Origin of the sequence: Agrobacterium salinitolerans, assembly GCF_027498475.1 — a bacterium.
Classification (GTDB): Bacteria; Pseudomonadota; Alphaproteobacteria; order Rhizobiales; family Rhizobiaceae; genus Agrobacterium; species Agrobacterium salinitolerans.
The window spans coordinates 666,996-692,014 of sequence record NZ_JAPZLN010000001.1; the positions used below are offsets into that span (position 1 = coordinate 666,996).

Sequence of the window (25,019 nt, forward strand, 5' to 3'; positions counted from 1 at the left end):
ACGTCCCGGCATTATGCGGCGCGGCCAATGGCTGCGCCGATCTTATGTCTTAGAATCGCAAGAGGCTAAAAATGATCGTCAATTCCGATCAAACGTCGTTCCTGTTCGGGAAGCTGACATGGGAGTCCATCCCGCTTCACGAGCCCATTCTTGTCGCGACCTTCGCGGCCGTGGCTCTGGGCGGTATCGCCGTCGTCGGCGCCCTCACCTATTTCCGCCTCTGGGGCTATCTCTGGAACGAATGGTTCACGAGCATCGATCACAAGAAGATCGGTATCATGTACATCATTCTGGCGCTGGTCATGCTGCTGCGCGGTTTCGCCGATGCGATCATGATGCGCGTCCAGCAGGCGATCGCGTCGGGCGGATCGGAGGGTTACCTTCCGCCGCACCATTACGATCAGATCTTCACGGCCCACGGCGTCATCATGATCTTCTTCATGGCCATGCCGATGATCACGGGTCTGATGAACTTCGTCGTACCGCTACAGATCGGCGCCCGCGACGTTTCGTTCCCCTTCCTCAACAACTTCTCCTTCTGGATGACCACGGCCGGCGCCGTCATCACCATGATCTCGCTGTTCATCGGTGAATATGCGCAGACCGGCTGGCTGGCCTATCCGCCGCTCTCCGGCATCGATGGAAGCCCCGGGGTCGGGGTCGATTATTATATCTGGGGTCTGCAGATCGCCGGTGTGGGAACGACGCTATCGGGCATCAACCTGATCGTGACGATCATCAAGATGCGCGCGCCTGGCATGACCATGATGCGCCTGCCGATCTTCGTGTGGACATCGCTGTGTTCGAACATCCTGATCGTGGCCTCCTTCCCGATCCTGACCGGCACGCTGGCACTTCTCACCCTCGACCGTTACGTTGGCACGAATTTCTTCACCAACGATCTCGGCGGCAATCCGATGATGTATGTCAATCTCATCTGGATCTGGGGCCATCCCGAAGTCTATATTCTGGTGCTGCCCGCCTTCGGCGTCTTCTCGGAAATCGTCTCGACCTTCTCCAACAAGCGCCTTTTCGGTTATGCCTCGATGGTCTACGCCACGGGCGTCATCACCATCCTCGCTTATATCGTGTGGCTGCACCACTTCTTCACAATGGGTTCCGGTGCAAGCGTCAACGCTTTCTTCGGCATCACCACGATGATCATCTCGATCCCGACGGGCGCGAAGATTTTCAACTGGCTCTTCACCATGTATAAGGGCCGCATCAAGTTCGACGTTCCGATGCTCTGGACGATCGGCTTCATGATCACCTTCGTCATCGGCGGCATGACCGGCGTTCTTCTTGCCGTTCCGCCGGCGGATTTCGTCCTGCACAACTCGCTGTTCCTCATCGCCCACTTCCACAACACCATCATCGGTGGCGTCGTGTTCGGTGTGCTTGCGGGCATCGTTTACTGGTTCCCGAAAGCCTTCGGTTACCGGCTCGATCCGTTCTGGGGCAAGCTGTCCTTCTGGTTCTGGTTCATCGGCTTCTATTTCGCCTTCATGCCGCTCTACATTCTCGGCCTGATGGGCATCACCCGCCGTCTCAGCCAGTTCGAGGACAATTCGCTACAGATCTGGTTCGTCATCGCCGCCTTCGGCGCCTTCCTGATCGCGCTCGGCATCGCCTCCTTCGTCATCCAGCTCATCGTCAGCTTCCTCAATCGCGAAAAGCTGCGTGACGTGACCGGCGACCCCTATAACGGCCGTACGCTGGAATGGTCGACGTCTTCGCCGCCGCCCGCCTACAACTTCGCCTTCACGCCGGTCATTCACGACGTGGATGCCTGGGCGGATATGAAGAAGCGCGGTTACAGCCGTCCCAAGGAAGGTTTCATTCCGATCCATATGCCGAAGAACACCGGCGCGGGCGTCATCATCAGCGCCATCAGCGTCGTCCTCGGCTTCGCCCTGGTGTGGCATATCTGGTGGCTTGCCGCGCTTTCGATGCTCGCCATCATTGCAGTCTCGATTGCCCACACCTTCAACTACAACCGCGAATACTACATTCCGGCTTCCGACGTTTCGACTGTCGAGGCTGAGCGTACAAAGCTGCTTGCAGAACAGGCGTAACGAATATGGCTCATGCACCTGCACAAAGCGCCAGCGGCGCTGAACCACCGGTCTTTTACCTGAAGGAAGACCACCACCCGGAGAACGGCACGTCGCTGGGCTTCTGGCTCTACCTGATGAGCGACTGCCTCATCTTCGCGACGCTGTTTGCCACCTATGCCGTTGTCGGCCGCAGCTATGCGGCCGGTCCTTCGGGTGCGGACCTGTTTGATCTCAAGCTGGTCGCCATCAATACCGGCTTCCTGCTTTTCTCCTCCATCACCTATGGCTTTGCCATGCTGGAAATGGAAAAGCAGAAGGTAAAAACAACGCTGATATGGCTTGGCGTGACCGGCCTGTTCGGCCTCGCCTTCCTTGCCGTCGAACTTTACGAGTTCCACCACCTGATCGCGGAAGGTGCGGGCCCGCAGCGTTCGGCGTTCCTGTCGGCCTTCTTCGCGCTGGTCGGCACGCACGGCCTGCACGTCACCTTCGGCATCATCTGGCTCGTCACGCTGATGTTCCAGGTCGGCAAACATGGCCTCATCGCGGCGAACAAGCGCCGCCTGATGTGCCTGTCGATGTTCTGGCACTTCCTTGACGTCATCTGGATCGGCGTCTTCTCCTTCGTTTACCTCATGGGAGTTCTTTGATGAGTTCCGAAGCACAGGCACATCACGACGCGCATGGCGACGACCATCATCACCATGATGGTGCGAGCCACGGCACCTTCAAGAGCTACATGATCGGCTTCGTGCTGTCGGTCATCCTGACGGCGATCCCCTTCTGGCTGGTCATGGGCGACGTTCTTGAAAACAAGACCCTGCTGGTCATCGCCATCATGGGTCTCGGCGTCATCCAGATCTTCGTTCACATGATCTACTTCCTGCACATGGACACCAAGTCAGAAGGCGGCTGGACCTTCATGGCGCTGATCTTCACCGTCGTGGTGCTCCTGATCACGCTCTCCGGCTCGCTCTGGGTCATGTACAACATGAACAAGAACATGATGCCGCTGCACATTGAGGATGTGAAGAACCTGCCCTGAGCTGCCATAAATCAGCGGCCTGCCGGAAGCCCGGCAGGCCGCTTTCCGCGCCAACACATAACCCCATGAATCGGCGCGATTTATGGGGTTATTTGCTGGAGCAAGCGCATGCGGGTGCAAAGAGCCCCGCCGGAGCAGACGATCTCTCTGCCGGTGACGCTTTGCAAGGACCGTGACATGAGTGAAATCGCACCCCAAAATCGGCGCATCCGCCCTGCGGCAATTGTCGTCCTGTTTTTGACCATTGCCCTGACGGGCTGCCTGCTGGCGCTTGGAACATGGCAGGTTCAGCGCCTTTTCTGGAAACTCGACCTGATCCAACGCGTTGACGCCCGCGCCCATGCCGAGCCCGTCGATGCCCCTGCCGCCAGCGAGTGGCCAGCCCTCGGTAACCCCTCGGATTACGAATATCGTCGTGTGAAACTGACCGGCACCCTGCTGAATGATAGGGAAGTCCAGGTCTACACGGTCACCGATCTCGGGCCCGGTTACTGGGTGATGACCCCGCTTCGGCGCGACGATGGTTCAAGCATCATCATCAATCGTGGTTTCGTGCCGTCCGACCGGCGCGATCCATCTTCACGCACGGAAGGCGAACCCACCGGAAACGTCGAGATCGTCGGGCTGATGCGCGCGCCGGAAACCGGCGGGCTTTTCCTGAGAACCAACGACCCGGCAAATGGCCGCTGGTATTCCCGCAATATTCCAGAGATCACACAGGCTTCCGGGCTGTCAGACGTTGCGCCCTTTTATGTCGATGCGGATGCGACACCCAATCCTGGTGGCCTGCCGGTTGGTGGCAAGACCATGCTGACTTTCCCCAACAACCACCTCTCTTACGCCATCACGTGGTATATTCTGGCGGCGATGGTGGTTGCTGCGGGCTGGTATGTGATGCGCAACCTCAACGCACCGAAATCGAAAGGGGATGCTGATTGAACCGCTGTTTTACCGGATGGTTCATAAAAGCGCTTCCTTCTTCACGTTTTGCTGATCTATAACGACAGTTCGGCCTGACATTGCCCGTCGGCGCATTTTGTTTCGGTGAGTTATGGCAAGAGCATTTCTTCTCGTTCTGGATTCCTTCGGTGTCGGCGGCGCGCCTGACGCGGAGCGTTATGGCGATCTTGGTGCAAATACGCTCGGTCATATCGCGGAATTCTGCGCGGCAGGTGCGGCGGATAGAGCCGGGCTTCGGGCCGGTCCGCTGAAGCTGCCGAACATGTGTTCGCTCGGCCTCCTGGAGATCGCAAGGCAGGCAAGCGGCGACATTCCCGCCGGCATGGAACCGCCGGAGCGGATTTTCGGGCTGCACGGCTCGGCCAGCGAAATCTCCAAGGGCAAGGACACACCTTCAGGCCATTGGGAGATCGCCGGTACACCCGTGACGTTCGACTGGGGTTATTTCCCGACGGAGGGCGACGCCTTTTCCCCGGAGCTGGTTGAGGCGATCTGCAAGGAGGCCGATATTCCCGGAATCCTCGGCAATTGCCATGCGTCCGGTACCGAGATCATCGCTGCGCTCGGTGACGAACATATCAGAGGCGGCAAGCCGATCTGCTACACCTCTTCCGATTCCGTGTTCCAGATTGCCGCGCATGAAACCCACTTTGGTCTGGATCGGCTTATCTCGCTCTGCGTGACGGTGCGCAAACTGCTCGATCCGCTGAATATAGGCCGCGTCATCGCCCGCCCCTTCATCGGCGAGACGGTCGCCACCTTCGAACGCACCGGCAACCGCCGCGACTTCTCGGTCCTGCCGCCGGAGCCGACCCTGCTCGACCGGCTGGTGGACGCGGGGCGCAAGGTGCATGCGATCGGCAAGATCGGCGACATCTATGCCCATCAGGGTGTGACGCGCGTCATCAAGGCGAATGGCAACGCCGCCTTGATGGATGCGACGCTGCAGGCCATCGACGAGGCTGAAAACGGCGATCTCGTCTTCACCAATTTCGTCGATTTCGACATGCTTTACGGCCACCGCCGAGACGTTGCCGGTTATGCGGCGGCGCTTGAGGCCTTCGATGCGCGTATTCCGGAAATCCATCGCAAGATGGCACCTGGCGATATAGCGCTTCTCACTGCCGACCATGGCTGCGATCCCACCTGGCGGGGCACGGACCATACACGCGAAAGGGTGCCGATCATGGCATTCGGACCTGGCATCCGATCCCGCGATGTCGGTATTCGTTCAAGCTACGCGGATATCGGCGAGAGTATCGCCCACCATCTTGGCATAGAGGCCGGTTCACACGGCAGGAGCTTCATTTGACATCGCATTTGCTGAAAGCGGAAATTCACTGCCACCTCGAAGGTGCGGCACCGCCTGCCCTTGTTGCGAAACAGGCGGAAAAATACGGCATAGACACCAGCGGCTTTTTGCGCGACGGCCAATATGTATGGTCGGATTTTGCGGAATTCATCCAGTGCTACGATGCGGTGGCGCAGGTGTTCAAGTCCGACGAGGACTATGCGGTCCTGACGGAAACCTATCTGACGGAACTGGCACAAGCCAATACGATCTACAGCGAATTGATCATCTCGCCGGATCATGGCGACCGCATCGGTCTTGGCGCCGACGCCTATCTTGCCGGCATTGCCGAGGGCATCCGTATCGCCAAGGAAAAGACCGGCATCGAAACCCGCATCATCGTCACCGGGGAGCGGCATTTCGGCCCGGAGCGGGTGATCGCAGCAGCCGAATATGCGGCGCGCGCCCGACATCCGCTGGTAACCGGCTTCAACATGGCGGGCGAAGAGCGTATGGGCCGGGTTGCCGACTACGCCCGCGCCTTCGATATCGCCCGTGATGCCGGACTTGGGCTGACGATCCACGCCGGTGAGGTCTGCGGTCCGGAAAGCGTTGCCGACGCACTCGATCTCGTCAAACCGTCGCGTATCGGCCACGGCGTGCGTGCCATCGAAGATACCGCACTCATCTACCGGCTCGTCGAGACGGGAACGGTTCTCGAAGTCTGCCCCGGCTCGAATATCGCGCTCGGCGTCTATCCCGATTTCGCCAGCCACCCGTTGAAAGCCCTGAGCGATGCCGGAGTGCGCGTCTGCATCAGTTCCGACGATCCGCCGTTCTTCTTCACCTCGCTTGCGCGAGAATATGCGCTCGCTGCGGAGGCTTTCGGGTTCAGCGATAGCGAGATCAACCGCATGACCCGTACCGCGCTGGAATGCGCCTTCGTGGACGAGGCAACGCGCGAGCGACTGCTTGCTAGACTGGGTAATGCCTGAGACGGTTGTTGGCAGGGTAAAACCGCGAAGAAGGCTTGCGAAAAACGTGCTTTCGGTGAATTACAGGGCATAAGATAAAAAGGAAGGCCAGTTTCATGGACGGCGTCACAGTCATCGAACATCCGCTGGTGCGGCACAAACTTACCATCATGCGCAAGAAGGAAACTTCCACGGCCGGCTTCCGCCGTCTGCTGAGGGAAATTTCGACGCTGCTCTGCTATGAAGTGACGCGTGATCTTGAAATGACGATGGAGACCATCGATACGCCGCTCGAGACCATTCAGGCACCCGTTCTCGAAGGCAAGAAGCTGGTTTTCGCTTCCATCCTGCGCGCCGGCAACGGGCTTCTGGAAGGCATGCTGGAGCTGGTTCCATCTGCGCGCGTTGCCCATGTCGGCGTCTATCGTGACCACGATACGCTCGAAGCCGTCGAATATTATTTCAAGGCACCCGAAAGCCTCGATGCCCGTCTGGTCATCGTTGTCGATCCGATGCTGGCGACCGGCAACTCTTCCATCGCAGCCGTTGAAAAACTCAAAGAGCGTGGCGCGAAGAACATCCGCTTCCTGTGTCTGCTGGCGGCTCCCGAAGGCATCAAGAATTTCCGCGAAGCGCATCCCGATGTGCCGATCTATACCGCCGCCATCGACAGGCATCTGAACGAAAAAGGCTATATCGTTCCCGGCCTCGGCGATGCCGGCGACCGCATGTACGGTACCAAATAACACCGTTCATCATTACTTAACCGTTTGAGCCATTCGCCGCACGCAACGCGGCGGATGGCTTTTTCTTTTAAGATTTCAGCATGTTTTGCGTCTATTCTCGGCAAGGATAACCCCGCCCTTTGAGGAGAAACGACTTGCTGGCGCGCGCGATTTTCCTGCTTGTTGGCATTTCCCTCGGCGCAACGCAAATTCCGGCGCTGGTGGAAAAATTTCAGCCGCGCCCGGAAGCAGGCGTCGAGAAAGCGGAAGCCAGACCCGAGGCGGCCAAACCGGAGTCCGTTTCCCTTGGCGGCGTCAATCTGAAAGCCGATGCTCGCGGCCACTTCAATGCCGCCTTCCGCATCAACGGCAAATCCTTTGACGGCCTTGTCGATACCGGCGCTTCCATGGTCGCCATCAACGAGACGATTGCGCGCCGACTCGGTTACGGGGTCAATAGCCTCGATTTTAAGTATGCGATTTCAACGGCCAACGGCCAGACCATGGCCGCCTATGTGAAGCTCGACCGGGTGGAAATCGGCGCTATCCGGGTTCAGAATGTCGACGCCATGGTGCTGAAGGACAATGCGCTTAGCAACATGCTGATCGGCATGAGCTTCCTCAAGCAATTGTCATCATTCAAGGTATCGGGCGGCGAAATGCGGCTGGTCAGGTGATCCTCTCAAGAACCACGTTGCCGATCTCTGTCGCAGCGTCATCAATCCCGTAACAAACCGCAATCATTTCGGCGGCGTGTTCCGCTTCTTCTTTCGAGGCAGCATGGACTATCGCGACAGGCTCGCCCTTTTCCACTTTTGTGCCGAGCGGCAGGATGTCAGAAATACCGACCGCAGCGTCAACGGTATCCGACGGCTTTCTTCTACCGCCGCCAAGCTCCACAACCACCATACCGAGATCGCGGGTCGCGCAGGATGAGAGCCAACCGCTGCGCGGAGCCGAGACCGGGAGAGTGACCGGCGCGGACGGCAGGTAATGGGACGGGCGTACAACGAAATCCGAAGGCCCGCCGAGTGCTGAAACCATCCGCGCAAAGACCTCCATGGCCCGGCCGGAGGAAAGAGCGGCCAGCGCCAGCGCCTCGCCTTCATCAAGCGTAGCCGCGCTCCCGGCCTGCGCCAGCATTTCCGCCGCGAAGGCGAGCACGACCTTTTCGAGACGGGTTCCCGCTTTGCGACCAGCCAGAAAATCCAGGCAATTAACGATCTCGACCGCATTACCGGCTGCATCGCCAAGCGGCTGGTTCATGTCGGTTACCAGCGCCGTCGTCGGCAGGCCCGCGCCATTCGCCACATCGACCAACGCGCGAGCCAGATTGCGGGCATCCTCCACATTCTGCATGAAGGCGCCGTTGCCCACCTTCACATCCAGAACCAGCGTCTGCAACCCGGCCGCAAGCTTTTTCGACAGGATGGAGGCCGTGATCAGCGGTATGGAATCCACCGTCGCGGTCACATCGCGAATGGCGTAAAGACGTTTGTCGGCGGGAGCGAGATCACCCGTTTGGCCGATGATGGCGCAGCCGGCCGTCTTTACCGTCCGGCGAAACAACATCTCGTCCGGCGTGACGTTGTAACCGGGGATCGCTTCCAGCTTGTCCAGCGTGCCGCCGGTATGGCCAAGGCCCCTGCCGGAAATCATCGGCACGGCAAGACCGCAGGCGGCAACGATGGGCGCGAGCATCAGGGAGACATTATCGCCGATGCCGCCGGTGGAGTGCTTGTCCGCCACCGGCCTGCCGAGATCGCTCCAGGACAGGACCTCACCGCTGTCGCGCATCGCCAGTGTCAGCGCCACCATCTCATCCCGGCTCATGCCGCGGAAGAACACCGCCATGGCAAAGGCAGCCGCCTGCCCTTCCGAGATGCCGTCTTTTGAAAGCGCCTCTATGAAAGCGGCAATCTCCCGAGGCTCAAGTAACAGGCCATCGCGTTTGCGCCGGATGATTTCCTGCGGGATCAAGCTCAATACCCGCTGGCGGCCCTGGCGGGCTCGCCGCCGGCCAGCACGTTCAGCACATCATCGAGGACACCCGACGCGCCGAAACGGAAGGTGGACGGCATGGCCCAGTTGGGCGCCATGATGGTTTCCGCAAGCCTCAAGTAAAGCGTGGCGTCCTCCACCGTGCCGATGCCGCCGGCGGGCTTGAAACCCACCTTCTGCCGGCTGTCGCGGATCGCCTGCAACATGATGTCGGCGGCCTCCAGCGTGGCATTGATGGCAACCTTGCCAGTCGAGGTCTTGATGAAATCGGCCCCTTCGGCAATGGCGAGTTCGGATGCGCGACGGATCAGCGCCTTGTCCTTCAACTCGCCGGTTTCAAGAATAACCTTGAGCAACACAGGTGCCGCGCAGGCCTTGCGAACGGCAGCCACCATGTTCGAAACCGCCGTTTCATCGCCTGCTATGAACTTTCGATAGGGAATGACCAGATCGATTTCGTCAGCGCCGTCGCGGATCGCCGCCTCGGTTTCCGCAACCACAGCCGCGATGTCGAGATCGCCCGAAGGAAAATTGACGACCGTGGCGATGCGGATCGCATGGTCTTTTCCGAAAGCAGCACGGGCCTGCGCCACGAAGCGCGGCCAGATGCAGATTGCGGCCGTATTGCCGTATTCCGTATGGGCCCGCTGGCACAGAGCGGCGATCTGCTCGGGCGTGCAATCTTCCTTGAGATTGGTCAGGTCCAGCAAGGACAAAGTGAGGGCAGCCGCTTCGCGCGGACGCTGGAGTTCCATGGTCACGCTCCTCCTGCGATCATTTCCTTTAGGATGGCGGCAAGCCTCTTGCCACCCACGGGAGCCATATCCTTCGTTTCTTCATGGCTCAGTTCCGCACCGGTCATGCCGGCACCGTAATTGGTAATAACCGATGCGGCGGCAACGCGCATCCCGAAAAAGCGGGCAAGGATGACTTCCGGCACGGTGGACATGCCGACGGCATCAGCCCCCAGCAGCCGCGCCATGCGGATTTCCGCCGGCGTTTCGAAGCTCGGGCCGGAAAACCACATATAGACGCCGCCAAACAATGGCACCGTCGCGCGGATGGCGGCGTTGCGCATGGCAAGCATCAGATCAGGATCGTAAGCAGTGGTCATGCCGACGAAGCGACGGTCGCTTTCTTCACCGATCAGCGGGTTCATGCCGGAATAATTGATGTGATCGGTGATCTGCATGACTGAACCGGGCGGCATATCCTGCCTGACCGAGCCTGCCGAATTGGTGAGGATGAGCGACTGCACGCCGAGACCAGCCAGCGCTTCGATGACAACCCGCATCGCGGACGGATCGCCCTTTTCGTAAAAGTGCACCCGACCGGAGAGCATCATGACCGGCTCACCACCGAGATAACCGGCCACCAGCTCACCCGCATGGCCGGAAACACCGCTTGCGGGAAAACCGGGAAGCTCGGCATAGGGCACGCGGATCGGATCGCTGACCTCTTCCACCAAAGAACCCAAACCCGAGCCGAGGACGATGGCTACGCGCGGCATTAGGCCGTTCAGGCGCTCCACCAGAATATCGATCAGCGTATCCGGCATCAGGGCAGCTCTGTCTTGAAGCTGAAGGGCAAAAGCTCTTCCATGGTCATGACCTTCTGGACGCCAGTTTCGTCGCACAGATAGACTCGCGTTTCCGGCGTGGCAAATTCGGCGATCTTCTGCCGGCATCCGCCGCAAGGCGGGCAGAGAGCCAGCTTTTCAGCAATGACAGCGATCTCGCTGATCTTCTTTGCCCCACCCATGATCATGGCGCTGATCGCAGAAGGTTCGGCGCACCAGCCCTGCGGAAAAGAGAGGTTCTCGATATTGGCGCCCTTGTAAATCTTCCCGTCCTCCGCGCGGATCGCCGCGCCGACCGGAAATTTGGAATAAGGCGCGTGCGCAAAGGCCATGGCCTCCACCGCCGCCTCGAACAGCGCATGGGATTTTGGATCGGAGGACATGGATTTAACGCTCCTTTGCATAGGCAACGCCACCGGCCTTGGGGGGCTTGGCGACGCCGATGAAACCGGCAAGCAGAATGCAGGTCAGAATATAGGGCATGGCCTGGAAAATCTGCACCGGCACTTCGCCGATACCGGGCACGGATTTGCCCTGCATGAAGTTAGCGAAGGCGTCCAGAAAACCGAACAGCAGGCAGGCGAACATGACCGGCACCGGCTTCCATTTCGCGAAGATCAGCGCTGCCAGCGCGATATAGCCCTTGCCCGCCGACATGTTGGCGATGAAGGCCGCCGATTGCGCAACGGCAAGATAGGCACCTGAGAAACCGCAGAGAAAGCCGGCGACGATGACCGCGCGGTAACGCATCCACGTCACCGAAATGCCCGCCGTATCGACGGCACCCGGGTTTTCACCGACAGCGCGCAGTCGCAGGCCGAAACGGGTGCGGTAAAGCACCCACCAGGACAGCGGTACCGCCAGAAATGCCAGATAGGTGAGGATATTGTTGCCGGAAATGACATTGGCATAAAGCGGGCCGATGAAGGGCACCTCACGCATCGCATCCGCGCCGGGCAGGATGATCGGCGCAAAACGGCCCTCTGCCGACAATTGCGGCGTGCGGCCGCCCTGCCCGAACCAGGCCTGCCCCAGAACAACCGTCAGGCCGGCTGCGATGAAATTCAGCGCCACGCCGGATACGATCTGGTTGCCACGGTTAGTGATGACGGCAAAACCATGGGTCAGCGAGAACAGAATGGAGATGGTGATGCCCGCCAGCAGACCGGCCCAGGGATTGGCCGTGATATAGGCCACACAGGCGGAAGCGAAGGCCGCCGCCAGCATCTTGCCTTCAAGGCCGATATCGAACACGCCGGCGCGCTCGGAAAAGAGCCCGGCGAGCGCGGTGAAGAGAAGCGGGATAGTGAGACGGACGGTCGAGCCGAGGATGCTGACCAGCATATCGAAAAAATCCATATCAACTCACCCCTTTGCCAAACGCTGGTAGATGCGCACAACCGCCGGCCGGTACATATATTCCAATGCGCCTGCGAAAAGGATCACCAGACCCTGGATGACAACGATCATCTCACGGGTGATGTTCGGCATCTCGAAAGAAAGATCCGCACCGCCCTGATAGAGAATACCGAACAGCAATGCCGAAAAGATGATGCCAAGCGGATGGCTTCGCCCCATCAGCGACACAGCGATACCGACGAAACCCGCACCGCCGACGAATTCCACCTGCAGGCGGGCGGAAGCGCCCATGACCGGGTTCAGCGCCATCATGCCCGCCAGACCGCCGGAAATCAGCATGGCGATGATGACAGTGCGCGCATAGGGAATGCCGGCATAGACAGCGGCCGACGGGCTGATGCCGAGCGTGCGCATCTCATAACCGAGCTTGGTGCGCCAGATCAGAACCCAGACAAGGAAACACATGACCAGCGCGATGATGAAGGAGACGTTGAATGGCGCCGGCCCGAGCTTGAGGCCGAACAGCGCCATCAGCCAGTCAAGCTTCGGCAATTGCCCGCCCGGCAGAAAGGTGCGTGTTTCCGGCGCCATTTTGCCCGGCACGATCAGCACATTCACCAGCAGATAGACCATCAGCGCAGCCGCGATGAAGTTGAACATGATGGTGGTGATGACAACGTGGCTGCCGCGTTTCGCCTGCAGCCAAGCCGGAATGAAGGCCCAGGCCGCGCCGAAAACCGCAGCGCCGATGACGGCGAAAGGCATCGTCACATACCACGGCACGTAACGATCAAGCGCCAGAGCCACCAGCGCAGCGCCCAGCCCGCCAATATAGGCCTGACCTTCGGAGCCGATATTGAACAGGCCGGCATGGAAAGCCACGGCGACGGAGAGACCGGTGAAGATGAAGCTCGTCGTGTAGAACAGCGTGAAGCCGATGGCGTCGCCGCGGCCGAGCGCTCCTTCGATGAGAAGGCGGAGCGCCGCCAGCGGGTTTTCCCCGATCGACCAGACAACGAGGCCGGAAATCAGGAAGGCGGTGACGACGTTCAGCAACGGCAACAGGCCATAGCTGATCCAGTTTGGTAAGGGAACGGAAGCGGTGCTCATTCATGCCTCATGCGGCGATGCCGGCCATCATCAGGCCCAGCGTCTGTTCTTCGGCTTCCGCCGTTTTCTCTCCAACGATACGGCCGGCGAACATGACCATGATCCGGTCCGAAAGGGAACGGATTTCATCGAGTTCGACCGAAACCAGCAAAATCGCCTTGCCGGCATCGCGCATTTCGATAATGCGGCGATGGATGAACTCGATGGCGCCAATGTCCACGCCGCGGGTCGGCTGGCCGATGATCAGCATCTTCGGGTCGCGTTCGATTTCGCGGGCGACGACGATCTTCTGCTGATTGCCGCCGGAAAAATTGGCGGTCTTCAGCTGCGGGTTCGGCGGGCGGATATCGTATTTCTCGATCTTTTCGACCGCATCCTTGCGGATCGCCTCGGGGTTGAGGAAGGGCCCTTTGCCGTATCGCTCATCATGGTGATAACCGAGGATGGAGTTTTCATATTCCTCGAATTTCAGCACCAGCCCCATATGGTGGCGGTCCTCCGGGATATGCGCGAGGCCGAGCCTGCGCAAAATTGCCGGATCGGGGCGGTCCACCTTCCGGCCATCCACCCATATCTCGCCCGAATAGGGCTTGCGGATCCCGGCTATGGCTTCGAGCAATTCCGACTGACCATTGCCCGCCACACCGGCAATGCCGACGATTTCACCGGCGCGGACATCAAGAGAGACATCATCCACCATGGTGACGCCACGGTTGTCCTTGACAGTCAGATTGCGGATGGAGAGCAGAACATCGCCCGGCGTCGTCTCACCCTTCTCCACCCGGAGCAGCACGCGGCGACCGACCATCAGCTCAGCCAGTTCCTCGACGCTGGTTTCGGACGTCTTGCGGGTTGCCACCATTTCGCCGCGGCGCATGACGGAGACGGAATCCGTGATCGCCATGATCTCGCGCAGCTTGTGGGTGATGAGAATGACGGTCTTGCCCTGCTCACGCAGAACGCCGAGGATCTTGAACAGGTGATCCGCCTCAGCCGGCGTCAGAACGCCGGTCGGCTCATCGAGGATCAGGATTTCGGCGCCGCGATACATGGCCTTGAGGATTTCGACGCGCTGTTGCAGGCCGACCGGCAGTTCCTCGATCACCGCATCCGGATCGACTTCCAGCCCGTAATCGTCCTCGAGGCGCTTTAGCTCCCTGCGGGCCGCCGCCCGCCCCTTGGCAAGCGATGCGCCGCCTTCTGCACCGAGCATGACGTTTTCCAGCACGGTGAAATTTTCCACGAGCATGAAGTGCTGATGCACCATGCCGATGCCGGCATTGATGGCCGCCTGGCTGTCACGGATCGCGACGGGCGCGCCATTCACCCGGATTTCACCGGCATCCGCCTGGTAAAAACCGTAAAGGATCGACATCAGGGTCGACTTCCCGGCACCGTTTTCCCCGATGATGCCGTGTATCGTACCCTTGGCAACGGTCAGGTTGATATTCTTATTGGCGTGAACGGCACCGAATTTCTTGTCGATGCCCACGAGTTCGATTGCTGGGTCCATACTCAAACCGAAACCTCTCCGAAGGCTGGATATGAAAAGGGCGCAAGGTGAAAAAACACCATGCGCCCCAGACACATATCATATCATTTCGGGCAGGAATTGTCCGCCATATAGTCATGGACCTTGACGGCGCCGGAGATGATATCGGCCTTCGCCTTGTCCACGGCGGCGGTCATTTCCGGCGTGATGAGCGCCTTGTTGTTGTCGTCGAGGGCATAGGCCACGCCATCTTCCTTGACGCCGAGCGCAACTATGCCGGGGGTGAACTTGTCGTCCTTGGCATCCTTGTAGGCGTTATAGACAGCCAGATCGACCCGCTTGACCATCGAGGTCAGAACGGAACCCGGATGCAGATGGTTCTGGTTGGAGTCAACGCCGATGGAGAGCTTCTTGTTATCGGCGGCAGTCTGCAGAACGCCGAGACCAGTCGCACCGGCTGCCGCATAGATCACGTCAGCGCCCTGATCGATCTGGTTCTTGGTGAGTTCACCGCCGCGCACCGGATCGTTCCAGGCTGCACCTGTCGTTCCGGTCATGTTCTGGAAGACTTCGATCTTGTCGTTTGCCGCCTTGGCACCCTGGGCGTAACCACAGGCGAACTTGCGGATCAGCGGAATATCCATGCCGCCGATGAAGCCGACCTTGCCGGTCTTGGAGGCCATGCCGGCCAGAAGACCGACGAGGTAGGAACCTTCATGCTCCTTGTAGACCACGGAGCGGACATTCGGCAGCTCAACGACGGAATCGACGATCACGAACTTGGTGTCGGGGAATTCGGCTGCGACCTTTTCCATGGCCGAGGTCCAGGCGAAAGAAACGGCCACGACCGGGTTGAAGCCCTTGCTGGCGAAGTTGCGGATGGCCTGTTCGCCCTGCGTGTCGCTGGTCGGTTCGAAGTCACGGAAATCGATGCCCGTTTCCGCCTTGAACTTTTCAGCGCCGGCCGCAGCGGCCTCGTTGAACGACTTGTCGAACTTGCCGCCCGTGCCATAGACCAGCGCCGGCTTGATATCGGCAGCCAGCGCGGAAGCCGACATTGCGGCAAGCGCAAAAAGCGTCAGAAGGGATTTTTTCATTGTGCAGCCCTGTTGTTGCAATTGATATTTTAAGGGTCCTCCCGCAATCCCGTTTACCGGGAATGTCTGCGGAACCGCCAGCCGTTATCCCGGCTGTGCTTGCCTCATATCCTTGCATGGCTCAATGAAAAATTCATCCGGTTTTTTTGACCCGGTGGAAAAACTTTATTCTGGCGCTTTTTTGGTCTTTCCACCGGAGCGACTTGCAAAAAAACTAGTCGATATTGCAGCTTACGCCGGTTCCCCTCAGGCCGCAGTAGCCACCGGGGTTCTTGGCAAGATATTGCTGGTGATAGTCCTCGGCGTAATAAAACGTTTCAAGCGGCCCGATCTCGGTGGTGATGGTAGCGCCATGACCGGCATCGTTGAGGGCCTCCTGAAAGGCATCCCGCCCCTTCTGTGCCTGCTGCAACTGCCCTTCCGTCGTCGCGTAGATGGCGGAACGGTAGGTCGTGCCGACATCGTTGCCCTGCCGCATCCCTTGAGTCGGATCATGCTCCTCGAAGAATATCTTCAGCAGGCCCGAAAGCGAGATAACCGCCGGATCGTATACAACCTTGACCACTTCGGCGTGGCCCGTCTGGCCGGTCGTCGTCTCCTGATAGGTGGGGTTGCGGGTGAAGCCGCCGGCATAACCAACCGCCGTCACCCAGACACCCGGCGTTTTCCAAAACAACCGTTCCGCACCCCAAAAGCAGCCCATGCCGAGATAAATGGTTTCAAGTCCCTCAGGATAAGGCCCCTTCAAGGGCCGGCCATTGACGAAATGGGCTTCCGGCACCGCAAGCGCCTCTTCACGGCCGGGCAAGGCGGTTTCTTCTGTCGGCATCGTGGTTTTTTTTGAAAGCGTATCGAACAGGAACATTCGGTCCTCCATGCGGCAAGTCCGCCGCTTTTCGTGGTTCACGTCTGCGGGCGCATCCTTTCGACAGACACAAAGTCAGGCCGATAAACGCCTCATCGCCTTGTGTTTCCTGTAACCCGCCATCCAGCAGAGCAGCGAAAGCGCCAGGGAAACGGCAAATGCGGGCACCGCCGACAGGGCATTTTCAATGAAGCGCCACGCTTCAGGGTGAATATAGTGAGCCATGGCCGCTTCCACCATGGTGCGGGAAGCAGGAAGAAGATAGTTCCAGACGGACAGGACGCCAGCGATGTTGACCGAGGATGTGGAAACCGAACGGATCGAATCGAGCACGCCCAGAAAAACCGCCGCAACGAGGAAAAGAAAGCTCAAAAACCGCAAAAAAGCTTTCATCAGAGACACCTCGCTTACGATCTGTCGGTCAGACAGACATATTTTCAAATCTATAATGCATCGATAAAGGCGGGAAAACCGGTTTGCAATCGCATCGGAACACAGGAAATTGCCGACATTTCAAAAAACTGTCAGATTCGTGTTGATCCCTGCGAATTCATCGGTATATATCGCGCCGTTCCAGTGATTTGCATTCTTCAAAACATGCAGATTTGAAAAAGGACAGGTGGCCGAGTGGTTTAAGGCGCACGCCTGGAACGCGTGTGTGCGTGAAAGCGTACCGTGGGTTCGAATCCCACCCTGTCCGCCATTTCACCCCATGTCCAGACCGGAGACATAGGTAACAGTTTGTACCTAAGACATAGGTGACAATCTCGTGCCGAACGGATTGTCGATTGTTTGCAGCGTTCTCTGTTCCAGGTCGATATATCCTAGATCGTAATGCATGAAGCTGACGAGCCAAATGCCGTCTTCCACCTCCTTTAATCCCAGTTTCTGTCCGGCCAGTACGGTCGATATATTGATCTTCTTGCGAAAGAGGCAGGCGCGTCCGCAATTGGTGACGATGATGTCTCGATCATGGAAGGGATAATCGATCTCCGGCAGGCCAAGGTAGGGGCGCAAAGAGGCGGTATAGAGATCAGCAGGCACTTTCATGCTGATCGCCTCATGCGGCCTCTCGCCATTGAATTCGCTGACGAATGCATCAAAGCGTACCTGTTGCTGGAGAAGGCTACGTTCGGGTGGGCGAGTTGCCTCCTTCTTCAATGTCAGATGCATACGCTCATGCCGGCCGTTCTGCTGTGGATGGCCCGGTTTGATGCGCTCGATCGCTATCCCAAGCCTCAACCAGAAAACCGACAGCTTCGACAGATTGTACAGCCCGTTTGGTGAGGCAAAAGGTAGCCCGTTGTCCGAGCGTATCGCCTGAGGCAGGCCATGTTCGGCAAACAGGCGGCGGAAGGCTTCGATCACGGCTTGCTCTCGTGTCGATTCGAAGGCTTCGCAAGCCAATAGATAGCGGGATGCCTGATCGGTTACGGTCAAAGGGTAACAATAACGGCCATCCCCAAGTTTGAACTCGCCCTTGAAGTCGGCGCACCACAGATCGTTGGCATTGACGGCTTGCGACAGCGTGGTGCCCATGGCCTTGTTTGCCCGGTTCCTCTTGCGGGCCTGGCGCACAAGGCCATGGCGGTCGAGCACCGCATGTACGGTGCTGCTCGCCGGAATACGGACGTCGCCAGCGAGCTTTTTCACCAGCAGTTCGCGGATCTTGCGCGCACCCCAATGAGGCTTCTCCTTTTTGAGGCGCACGATCATTGCCTCGACGGGATCGGGGAGTTGGTTGGCGTAGCGCACCGGACGCCGGGAGCGGTCCGTCAGAGCTTCAAGCCCGTCGTCCTTGTAGCGATAGAATATCTTGTAGCCGGTCTTGCGCGATATGCCGAAGTCCCGGCACACCTCGCTCATTCCTTCGCCCTCCAGCAAACGGGCGACAAAGCGTAGACGTTCTTCCATAACCGAAGTCTCTCTCCACGGCATCAACACCTCCCGCAAAGCGAAAAGTGTTACCCATGTCTCCGGTACAAAACGTCACCTATCTCTCAAGTCGGACAACAAGCACTTACCGTTGAAAATCAGCCCAAAATCAGTAAAACAACCCTCACACATGTTTCGCACAGTTTGAGAGGGTAAGATGACCTCGCATACCGTCTTCGGTGACAAGGTTCGCGTCTAACGCCGCGCCAACAGTTCACTGTGGCAATGCTCCATTTGCCTTGAGGGCAAGGAGTGGCGAGTCAGCACCAAAACCGACAGTTTGTCTCTGGCCAAAGAGTTTGCCGAGGACTGGTATCTGGCCTGCCGCACTCTGGATGACTATCCCTACCGATAGACGTAGATGTACCGGGCGATATTGTCGTAAAAGCTGAAAAGATAAGCGGGAACCCGACTGAAACGGCGGAACTTGCTGCCTCTGTATTCGTCGCGCGTGCCGACCAGCGTATCCGGGTCGCCAAATGGCAGGAAATCCTTATCGGTGATGTAAACCTTGGTGCCGTAACCCCAGCCGCATTCGAGAGCCCGGTCGAATGGCAGCGTCATCCTCCGCGCCGTCTTGAGGAAACGCTCCGCAGCCCTGCGGGAGATGATGTAGCAGGCAGATGAGCCCTGCGGACCATAGATGCATCGGCCAAACACATCACCAAGGGCACTGCTTTTGCGGCCCTTGAAGCCCTTTCTACGGTGGTTGGTCAGCTTTATGATCGCGTCGTCAGGCATCACCGCAACCATGGCCTTGACCCGTTCCGAGAAATCCGGCGTGAAAGCGACATCATCTTCGACGATCACGGCGACGGGCGCATCGGTCGCGAGGAAGATTTCAAGGGCTTTGATATGGCTGGCGTAACAGCCATATTCTCCCGGCAGGGCGTGACGGCCGTTGCGCAGCTCGAAGCCGCGCCGGTCGAAATCCCGCCAGTCATCAGGGGAAATGGTCTTACCGTCCACCCCTTCCACCGGCCGCAGGTCGAGACCGAGGCCGGAGGCGCCTTCCAGCATCTTCTCTAGCCGCGCCCAGGCGCGGGCAATCGAAACAATATAGATCGGGAAAGTCGAGGCAGGCTGCATTTGCAAGGCACCATAAGCGGGACAGAACGAACCGCCTCCTACAGCAAGCCGTACCGTCCGTCCATGCGGCTGCGATCTCTAGTCTTATCGGAAGGTGCGCCGAATGGCCGTATTGCCGAAAAAACGAGCGGGATTATTTGCGCGCGGCAGTACGGCGGCAACGCCAGTTCCAGTCTCTCGGCTCACCCGTGTCCATATGGACCGACTCGGTGTGGCAATAGGTGCCGACGCCGCCGCGTTCCGGCAGGGAACGCAGATAGGTCGCAAGCTCCCATTTGGAGACGCCCTTGATCTGGATATCGGCGGCATCGCAGGTATAGTGCTTGGAGCCCCGCCTTATGCCCTTCGGCGGACGATAACCCGAGGTGACGATCGCCGGTCTGTTGTAGTGGCGCTCCACATCCTTGATCATCCGCACCAGTTCCGGCTTGAAACAGCCGACTTCGACACGGTCCGTCTGCAGGAAAAGCCCGTTCGGGGCGACGCGGGTGAGGCCGGAGAGTGAAGCGAGTTTCATCAGGCCTGTCGGCTGGTCATCCTCTTCATCGAGATGGGCATCGTCGAATTCGTCGGACATCACCGAGCGGCCGGAAAGCGCAATGCCCATCGTCCCGTCCGTAGCTCCGGGAAGCGCAGCGACCTGCGTATTGCCCGCAGTCCCGCTTTCAATCATTTTCGGCAGACGTTTCTTGGCCGCACCGGCAAAAAATGCCGCAAGCGTCATGCCCTGCCCATCGGCTCCCTGCTTCTCGCCGGTCGCTCCGGCGCTGGCGGCTGGTTGCGCGGCAGCCGCCGCGAGCTGTCCAGATGCCGATTGCGGAAGGGGTACGGGAGCCGGCTGAAGATTTTCGCTGTGCTGCTCCGCCGACGCCTGTCCGGCTGGCGGGACCTGAGCCGGCGCCGCCGCCGGTTGCGGCTGTGCGGCCTGCACCGGCGCCGAATAGACGCTGCTGACGGCGGGAGTGATTCTCTGGGAAGGAACACCCGTAGCGACGGCGACGCCCGGTGCCCCTGCGGCACCGGCGGGCGCTGCTGCGGCGGAGGCGGTCGAATAAATGCTTGCCGTACCTGCCGAGATCGCCGTTGGCTGCGTCGTCAACCCGGCGATATCGGGGGCGGCGCCATAGGCCTGCGCCGGGCCGCCCGCTGCCTGAGGCTGGACCGGCGCGGCCGCTCCAGCCGCCGACGCCACGGCCGGATCCACATAATGTCCCGGTTGCGCGCCGGCCGCCGCAGCTGAAGCGGCGGTCTGCGGCTTCTGTTGTGTGGAAATTTCCGGCTTTTTGGTCGTGCCGGCCATCTCGTCGTCGGTCACCGCCGAAACGCATCCGGAAAGCCCAAACAGTGAAACCGCGATGACAAGACGCTGACGAAGCAGACGTCCTTTCGCGCTCTCGACAGTTTTCATGGGTGGCCTCCGTATCTTGCATTTCCAACAGCAACACGGGAACGGGCGCGTGTGCTTCCCCAAAACGGGACTGGCCGTTTTGATTCGCGGACTATGCCTCATCCCCTCGGGACAAGGCAAGAGCACCCGAAAACGCCGCTGCTCACCGGAAAATCCCTACCAGGAACCGGTATTCTGCATAGATATCCAGGGCTCAGCTGGTGCGAGGCTTTCGCCCTTCTGCAAAATCTCGAACGAAATACCATCCGGCGAGCGCACGAAGGCCATGTGCCCGTCACGCGGCGGCCGGTTGATGACGATGCCGTTCTGCTGCAGATGCGCGCAGAAATCGTAGATATTGTCGACCTCGTAAGCCAGATGGCCGAAGTTGCGGCCGCCGGTATAATCTTCGGTATCCCAATTATAGGTGAGTTCTAGGCAGGGAGCCTTGTTTTCCTTCGCCGCAGCAATGTCATCGCGCGCCGCAAGAAACACCAGAGTGAACCGACCTTTTTCGTTCTCGATTCGGCGTATTTCCGTAAGGCCGAGCAGACCGACATAGAATTTCAGTGATTCGCCAAGGTCTTTGACGCGAACCATTGTGTGCAGATACCGCATTTTCTTCCTCTCCATTACACGGGTCCGGAGCCGTCAAACGCGTGACGGCAAGCCCCGGACAAGGACGGCGACATAAAAGCAGCTGCGTAAATCAAAAACTAGGGCTTGCGTGAAACCGTTACCAAGATGTTAATCTGGCGCACAGGAATCAGTTGACCGATGTATGGCGCGTAATTGAGGGGTTGGCAGGATATGGCTGATAGGATGTCATCGAAAACGATAGTCGATGTCGAGGACCTTTCGGGCGATGCCGTGGACCTGACCGAAATTACCGGCGTGGTGAAGTGGTTCGACGTCGCCAAGGGTTTCGGCTTCATCGTGCCCGACAATGGCACACAGGATGTGCTGCTGCACGTCTCCTGCCTACGCCGTGACGGTTACCAGACAATTCTTGAAGGCACGCGCATCGTTGCCCTCATACAGCGGCGCGACCGCGGTTTTCAGGCATTCCGTATTCTCTCCATGGACCAGTCGACCGCTGTCCATCCCTCGCAGATGCCGCCGGTGCGCACCCATGTGCAGGTAACGCCGTCCAGCGGGCTGGAGCGCGCCATCGTCAAGTGGTTCAATCGCACCAAGGGCTTCGGCTTCCTGACGCGCGGCGAAGGAACGGAAGATATTTTCGTGCATATGGAAACGCTGCGCCGTTTCGGCCTGACGGAGCTTCGCCCCGGCCAGGTGGTGCTGGTGCGTTACGGCGATGGCGACAAGGGCCTGATGGCGGCGGAAATCCACCCCGACAACCCGGTTTCCATCGGGATGTCGCATTGATGTCCGCCCTGCCCCATATGGTGAAAAGCGCCGTTATGGCGCTTCTTTTTTTTACGCTGGCCGCCGCAGCGCAGGCCCAGCAACAGCAGACATTCACGTCCGAACCGCTGCAGATTGAGACCGCCGGGGGAAAGAGCCACGATTTCACTGCCGAACTGGCGCTGAACAATGCCCAGCGCGAACAGGGGCTGATGTTCCGCAAGAGCATGCCGCTTGAAAACGGAATGTTGTTCGATTTCGGCGAAGCGCGTGATGTGGCCATGTGGATGCGGAACACGCTTATTCCGCTCGACATGCTTTTTATCGGCCGTGACGGCCGTATTACCCATATTCACGAAAACGCGGTTCCGCATTCGGAGGCAATCATCAGCTCCCGCGGGCCAGTAAAATTTGTGCTTGAACTCAATGGCGGCACTGCGAAGCACTATGGCATCAAGCCGGGTGATATGGTTCGCAGCGCGCAAATCGGCAACCGGAAATGACATTGCCACGTCATTGCGTTAGAATGAGCCGGACGAGGTTTCGCCCGGCTGGCGCAATGGTCAGTAGACCGGCTCGATATGGCTCAGAATCCGGCAATTGGAAATGGAAGAGGCAAGGTTGATGGCGATGTCGATTGCCTCTACCGAATCGGCCGTACCTTCCAGATAGATCACATCATTTTCGACAGTTGCCGAAATCCGCGACTTCTCTAACCCGGATTCGAAAGCCAGAGCCGACGTGATTGCCTGACATACGCCGGCCATGCGGTCCCCGAAGAAGCTTTCCTGAATGCCTGACAAATTGAACATATGCGTTCTCCTTCTTATGGACATAACAACGCCCTGATGGCGGTTTTGTTCATCTCCGGTTCATCTGTTTGTTCATCTTCCATTCATCTTGGAAAATTGGAACCCCCTGACCGATCACATTTTTGGTGATCGGGAACCATTTCGTGAGGCAGGCATTTCGCGCATAGGAGAGAGAACGACCTCCAAGACAGCTAAAACAGGGAGGAAAATGATATGCTGATTAACAGAACAGAGCCGTGTCACCACGCCTCGTGGATGAAACCGGTGGCGATTCACCTGCCGCTGTGCGTCGCCGTAGAAATCTACAGCCCGCTGGTGGCGCTGGACATGCTGATGTACCGCTGGCCCGAGGAACACGGGCCGGAATATGAAGAGGCGCGCAGGAACTGCCTCGATGCCATCGCGGGCAGATGCGACATCGAGAAAGCACGGGAATCGTTTCTCGTCGCAAGCAGTCATGCTCATATCCTGAACGTCCACTAAAATTTATCGACTGTCATGACGATTGCGCCCTTCCATGCGGAGGGCTTTTCTTTTGCGCACGCCGCTTCTGCGGCGCCTTGATGCACGGCGTTGCCTCCGCACAAGCCGACGATGACATGTAACTGTCACGCAAACGTTATAATCGGCAGAGACGAATTCCATGGAATCGATTGGCGCGCAGACCGCCGAAGCTTGGGAGTGGAACTGGCCAGCATGGAAACTGTCTTTGCCCTTTGCGCAATTCTGCTCCTCGGCTTCAATCTTCTCAGCATCGTTCTGGCCGGCTGGCGACTGACGAGACCCGACGCGGAAAACGATCTTGTCCGGCAAACACCGGCTGTCTCGCTTGTGGTGCCGCTGCGCGGTGTGGAAAACTTCACGTCGCTGACCCTGTCGCGCGCCTTCGAACTCAACTGGCCCAATTATGAGCTGCTGTTTTGCGTCGCCGATGAATTCGATCCCGTGATCGAGGAAGTTCGCACCGCGCAAGCCGCCTTTCCATCGGTTTCCATGCAATTGCTCATTGGCGATGACCGTATCAGCGCCAATCCGAAACTGAACAATTGCGTCAAGGGCTGGCGCGCCGCCAAACATGAATGGGTGATTCTCGCCGATTCGAACGTGCTGATGCCAAAATCCTATATAGCCACCATGATGTCGGCCTGGCGGCCGGACAGCGGGCTGGTCTGCTCGCCGCCGCTCGGCTCCCGTCCGGCCGGTTTCTGGGCCAATGTGGAATGCGCCTTCCTGAATGGCTCGCAGGGACGCTGGCAATATGCGGCGGAAGCGATCGGCATGGGTTTCGCGCAGGGCAAATCGATGTTGTGGAACAAGCCGTTTCTCGAAGACCACGGCGGCATTCGCGCCCTTGCCGCAGAAATCGCCGAGGACGCCGCCTCGACGAAGCTGGTGCGAAACGCCGGCCGCAAGGTGCATCTGGTCAGCGCCCCGTTCGAGCAGCCGCTCGGCCAGCGCCATGCCGGCGAGATCTGGTCGCGCCAGACCCGCTGGGCTCGGTTGCGACGCGTGACCTTCCCGCAATATTTCGCGCCGGAAATCTTCACCGGGGCGCTTCCCCCGCTCCTCTTCGCGCTTGCCGCCGCGGCGATGATGGATGTAAACCTCGCCGCAACTGCCTTTGCCGTCCTCGCCCTCATGTACGTGCCGGAACTTGCGCTCGCGGCCCTAAACCGATGGCCGGTATCGCTCCACACACTGCCGGCGATGATCGCCCGCGACATGATCATGCCCATCGTCTGGGCGCGAAGCTGGATCGGCAGCGCGGTGGCATGGCGCGGCAATGTCATGACAATCGGCACGGCAGAAAGCACCCTGGCCGGTCCGTCAACGGAATAAATCACAGCTATTTGGAAGACGTTACGCCGGAAAG

27 protein-coding genes and 1 tRNA gene are annotated in these 25,019 nt (G+C 58.9%); 13 read left to right on the forward strand and 15 right to left on the reverse strand.

Translation table 11 applies throughout. The features are described from left to right. Positions 1-71 precede the first annotated feature (71 nt). The 8 genes from cyoB (at position 72) to O9X91_RS03235 (ending at position 7,729) form a co-directional block, all read left to right on the forward strand. Positions 72-2,075: a cytochrome o ubiquinol oxidase subunit I gene (gene cyoB, locus O9X91_RS03200; protein ID WP_269833600.1), complete on the forward strand. Its 2,004-nt coding sequence runs from the start codon at positions 72-74 to the stop codon at positions 2,073-2,075. Between the two features lie 5 nt (positions 2,076-2,080). Further along, positions 2,081-2,707: a cytochrome o ubiquinol oxidase subunit III gene (gene cyoC / locus O9X91_RS03205; RefSeq protein ID WP_173987824.1), complete on the forward strand. Its 627-nt coding sequence runs from the start codon at positions 2,081-2,083 to the stop codon at positions 2,705-2,707. Then, complete coding sequence (gene cyoD, locus O9X91_RS03210) at positions 2,707-3,102, forward strand: cytochrome o ubiquinol oxidase subunit IV (RefSeq protein WP_269826189.1); 396 nt, start codon at positions 2,707-2,709, stop codon at positions 3,100-3,102. The genes cyoC and cyoD overlap by 1 nt, the downstream gene beginning before the upstream one ends. A 177-nt stretch (positions 3,103-3,279) precedes the next feature. Next, positions 3,280-4,041, forward strand: coding sequence for an SURF1 family protein (locus O9X91_RS03215; RefSeq protein ID WP_162520592.1), 762 nt, complete (start codon positions 3,280-3,282; stop codon positions 4,039-4,041). Between the two features lie 112 nt (positions 4,042-4,153). Beyond that, positions 4,154-5,374: a phosphopentomutase gene (locus O9X91_RS03220; RefSeq protein WP_142913790.1), complete on the forward strand. Its 1,221-nt coding sequence runs from the start codon at positions 4,154-4,156 to the stop codon at positions 5,372-5,374. Next, on the forward strand, positions 5,371-6,348 hold the full coding sequence (locus O9X91_RS03225) for an adenosine deaminase (protein WP_142913791.1): 978 nt from the start codon (positions 5,371-5,373) through the stop codon (positions 6,346-6,348). Before O9X91_RS03220 ends, O9X91_RS03225 begins: the two co-directional genes overlap by 4 nt. A 95-nt stretch (positions 6,349-6,443) precedes the next feature. After that, a complete protein-coding gene (gene upp / locus O9X91_RS03230) occupies positions 6,444-7,073 on the forward strand; it encodes a uracil phosphoribosyltransferase (RefSeq protein ID WP_004439188.1) in 630 nt (209 codons plus the stop codon). Between the two features lie 134 nt (positions 7,074-7,207). Beyond that, complete coding sequence (locus tag O9X91_RS03235) at positions 7,208-7,729, forward strand: TIGR02281 family clan AA aspartic protease (protein ID WP_162520587.1); 522 nt, start codon at positions 7,208-7,210, stop codon at positions 7,727-7,729. Here O9X91_RS03235 and deoA read toward each other — a convergent pair. The 10 genes from deoA to O9X91_RS03285 form a co-directional block, all read right to left on the reverse strand. Then, positions 7,722-9,038: a thymidine phosphorylase gene (deoA, locus tag O9X91_RS03240; RefSeq protein ID WP_269833601.1), complete on the reverse strand. Its 1,317-nt coding sequence runs from the start codon at positions 9,036-9,038 to the stop codon at positions 7,722-7,724. The two genes, O9X91_RS03235 and deoA, sit on opposite strands and share 8 nt — an antisense overlap. Then, entirely contained in the window at positions 9,035-9,808 is a 774-nt protein-coding gene (gene deoC / locus O9X91_RS03245) for a deoxyribose-phosphate aldolase (RefSeq protein ID WP_077984568.1), read from the reverse strand. The genes deoA and deoC overlap by 4 nt, the downstream gene beginning before the upstream one ends. Positions 9,809-9,810: 2 nt before the next feature. After that, positions 9,811-10,611 carry a purine-nucleoside phosphorylase gene (locus tag O9X91_RS03250; protein WP_137409555.1) on the reverse strand — a complete coding sequence of 267 codons (801 nt, stop codon included), beginning with the start codon at positions 10,609-10,611 and terminating at the stop codon, positions 9,811-9,813. Then, the gene (locus O9X91_RS03255) at positions 10,611-11,015 is read right to left on the reverse strand and encodes a cytidine deaminase (protein WP_077984570.1); all 405 of its coding nucleotides are present in this window, start codon (positions 11,013-11,015) and stop codon (positions 10,611-10,613) included. The genes O9X91_RS03250 and O9X91_RS03255 overlap by 1 nt, the downstream gene beginning before the upstream one ends. 4 nt (positions 11,016-11,019) lie before the next feature. Then, positions 11,020-11,991, reverse strand: coding sequence for an ABC transporter permease (locus O9X91_RS03260; protein WP_077984571.1), 972 nt, complete (start codon positions 11,989-11,991; stop codon positions 11,020-11,022). Between the two features lie 6 nt (positions 11,992-11,997). After that, positions 11,998-13,101: an ABC transporter permease gene (locus tag O9X91_RS03265; RefSeq protein WP_077984572.1), complete on the reverse strand. Its 1,104-nt coding sequence runs from the start codon at positions 13,099-13,101 to the stop codon at positions 11,998-12,000. Positions 13,102-13,108: 7 nt separating this feature from the next. Then, positions 13,109-14,614, reverse strand: coding sequence for an ABC transporter ATP-binding protein (locus tag O9X91_RS03270; RefSeq protein ID WP_137410933.1), 1,506 nt, complete (start codon positions 14,612-14,614; stop codon positions 13,109-13,111). Between the two features lie 83 nt (positions 14,615-14,697). Continuing rightward, complete coding sequence (locus O9X91_RS03275; RefSeq protein ID WP_077984574.1) at positions 14,698-15,690, reverse strand: BMP family lipoprotein; 993 nt, start codon at positions 15,688-15,690, stop codon at positions 14,698-14,700. A gap of 214 nt (positions 15,691-15,904) precedes the next feature. Next, positions 15,905-16,555, reverse strand: coding sequence for a peptide-methionine (S)-S-oxide reductase MsrA (msrA, locus tag O9X91_RS03280; protein WP_077984576.1), 651 nt, complete (start codon positions 16,553-16,555; stop codon positions 15,905-15,907). A gap of 75 nt (positions 16,556-16,630) precedes the next feature. Beyond that, complete coding sequence (locus O9X91_RS03285) at positions 16,631-16,948, reverse strand: hypothetical protein (RefSeq protein ID WP_142913793.1); 318 nt, start codon at positions 16,946-16,948, stop codon at positions 16,631-16,633. A 220-nt stretch (positions 16,949-17,168) separates the two neighbouring features. On the opposite strand from O9X91_RS03285, the gene O9X91_RS03290 reads away from it, so the two are divergent. Then, positions 17,169-17,258, forward strand: a tRNA-Ser gene (locus O9X91_RS03290). Positions 17,259-17,302: 44 nt separating this feature from the next. Here O9X91_RS03290 and O9X91_RS03295 read toward each other — a convergent pair. The 4 genes from O9X91_RS03295 to O9X91_RS03310 all read right to left on the reverse strand — a co-directional run bounded on the left by O9X91_RS03295 (position 17,303) and on the right by O9X91_RS03310 (position 21,584). Continuing rightward, positions 17,303-18,493, reverse strand: a complete 1,191-nt coding sequence (locus O9X91_RS03295; RefSeq protein WP_269834263.1) for an IS481 family transposase — start codon at positions 18,491-18,493, stop codon at positions 17,303-17,305. Between the two features lie 342 nt (positions 18,494-18,835). Next, positions 18,836-19,579, reverse strand: a complete 744-nt coding sequence (locus O9X91_RS03300; protein ID WP_142914249.1) for a glycosyltransferase family 25 protein — start codon at positions 19,577-19,579, stop codon at positions 18,836-18,838. Between the two features lie 133 nt (positions 19,580-19,712). Next, entirely contained in the window at positions 19,713-20,987 is a 1,275-nt protein-coding gene (locus O9X91_RS03305) for a YcbK family protein (protein ID WP_269834247.1), read from the reverse strand. Positions 20,988-21,143: 156 nt separating this feature from the next. Further along, on the reverse strand, positions 21,144-21,584 hold the full coding sequence (locus O9X91_RS03310; protein WP_269834246.1) for a VOC family protein: 441 nt from the start codon (positions 21,582-21,584) through the stop codon (positions 21,144-21,146). A gap of 192 nt (positions 21,585-21,776) precedes the next feature. Here O9X91_RS03310 and O9X91_RS03315 point away from each other — a divergent pair, with 192 nt between their 5' ends. Together O9X91_RS03315 and O9X91_RS03320 are read left to right on the forward strand one after the other, a co-directional pair. Further along, on the forward strand, positions 21,777-22,355 hold the full coding sequence (locus O9X91_RS03315) for a cold-shock protein (protein ID WP_077982058.1): 579 nt from the start codon (positions 21,777-21,779) through the stop codon (positions 22,353-22,355). Further along, positions 22,355-22,837: a DUF192 domain-containing protein gene (locus O9X91_RS03320; RefSeq protein ID WP_269834280.1), complete on the forward strand. Its 483-nt coding sequence runs from the start codon at positions 22,355-22,357 to the stop codon at positions 22,835-22,837. The genes O9X91_RS03315 and O9X91_RS03320 overlap by 1 nt, the downstream gene beginning before the upstream one ends. A 60-nt stretch (positions 22,838-22,897) precedes the next feature. Here O9X91_RS03320 and O9X91_RS03325 read toward each other — a convergent pair whose 3' ends face one another. Further along, positions 22,898-23,146: a BON domain-containing protein gene (locus tag O9X91_RS03325; protein WP_077982057.1), complete on the reverse strand. Its 249-nt coding sequence runs from the start codon at positions 23,144-23,146 to the stop codon at positions 22,898-22,900. A gap of 213 nt (positions 23,147-23,359) precedes the next feature. Between O9X91_RS03325 and O9X91_RS03330 the strand changes: the two genes are divergently transcribed. Continuing rightward, the gene (locus O9X91_RS03330) at positions 23,360-23,629 is read left to right on the forward strand and encodes a DUF982 domain-containing protein (protein WP_035262940.1); all 270 of its coding nucleotides are present in this window, start codon (positions 23,360-23,362) and stop codon (positions 23,627-23,629) included. A 213-nt stretch (positions 23,630-23,842) separates the two neighbouring features. Continuing rightward, positions 23,843-24,985 carry a ceramide glucosyltransferase gene (locus tag O9X91_RS03335; RefSeq protein WP_269834244.1) on the forward strand — a complete coding sequence of 381 codons (1,143 nt, stop codon included), beginning with the start codon at positions 23,843-23,845 and terminating at the stop codon, positions 24,983-24,985. Positions 24,986-25,019: the final 34 nt, after the last annotated feature.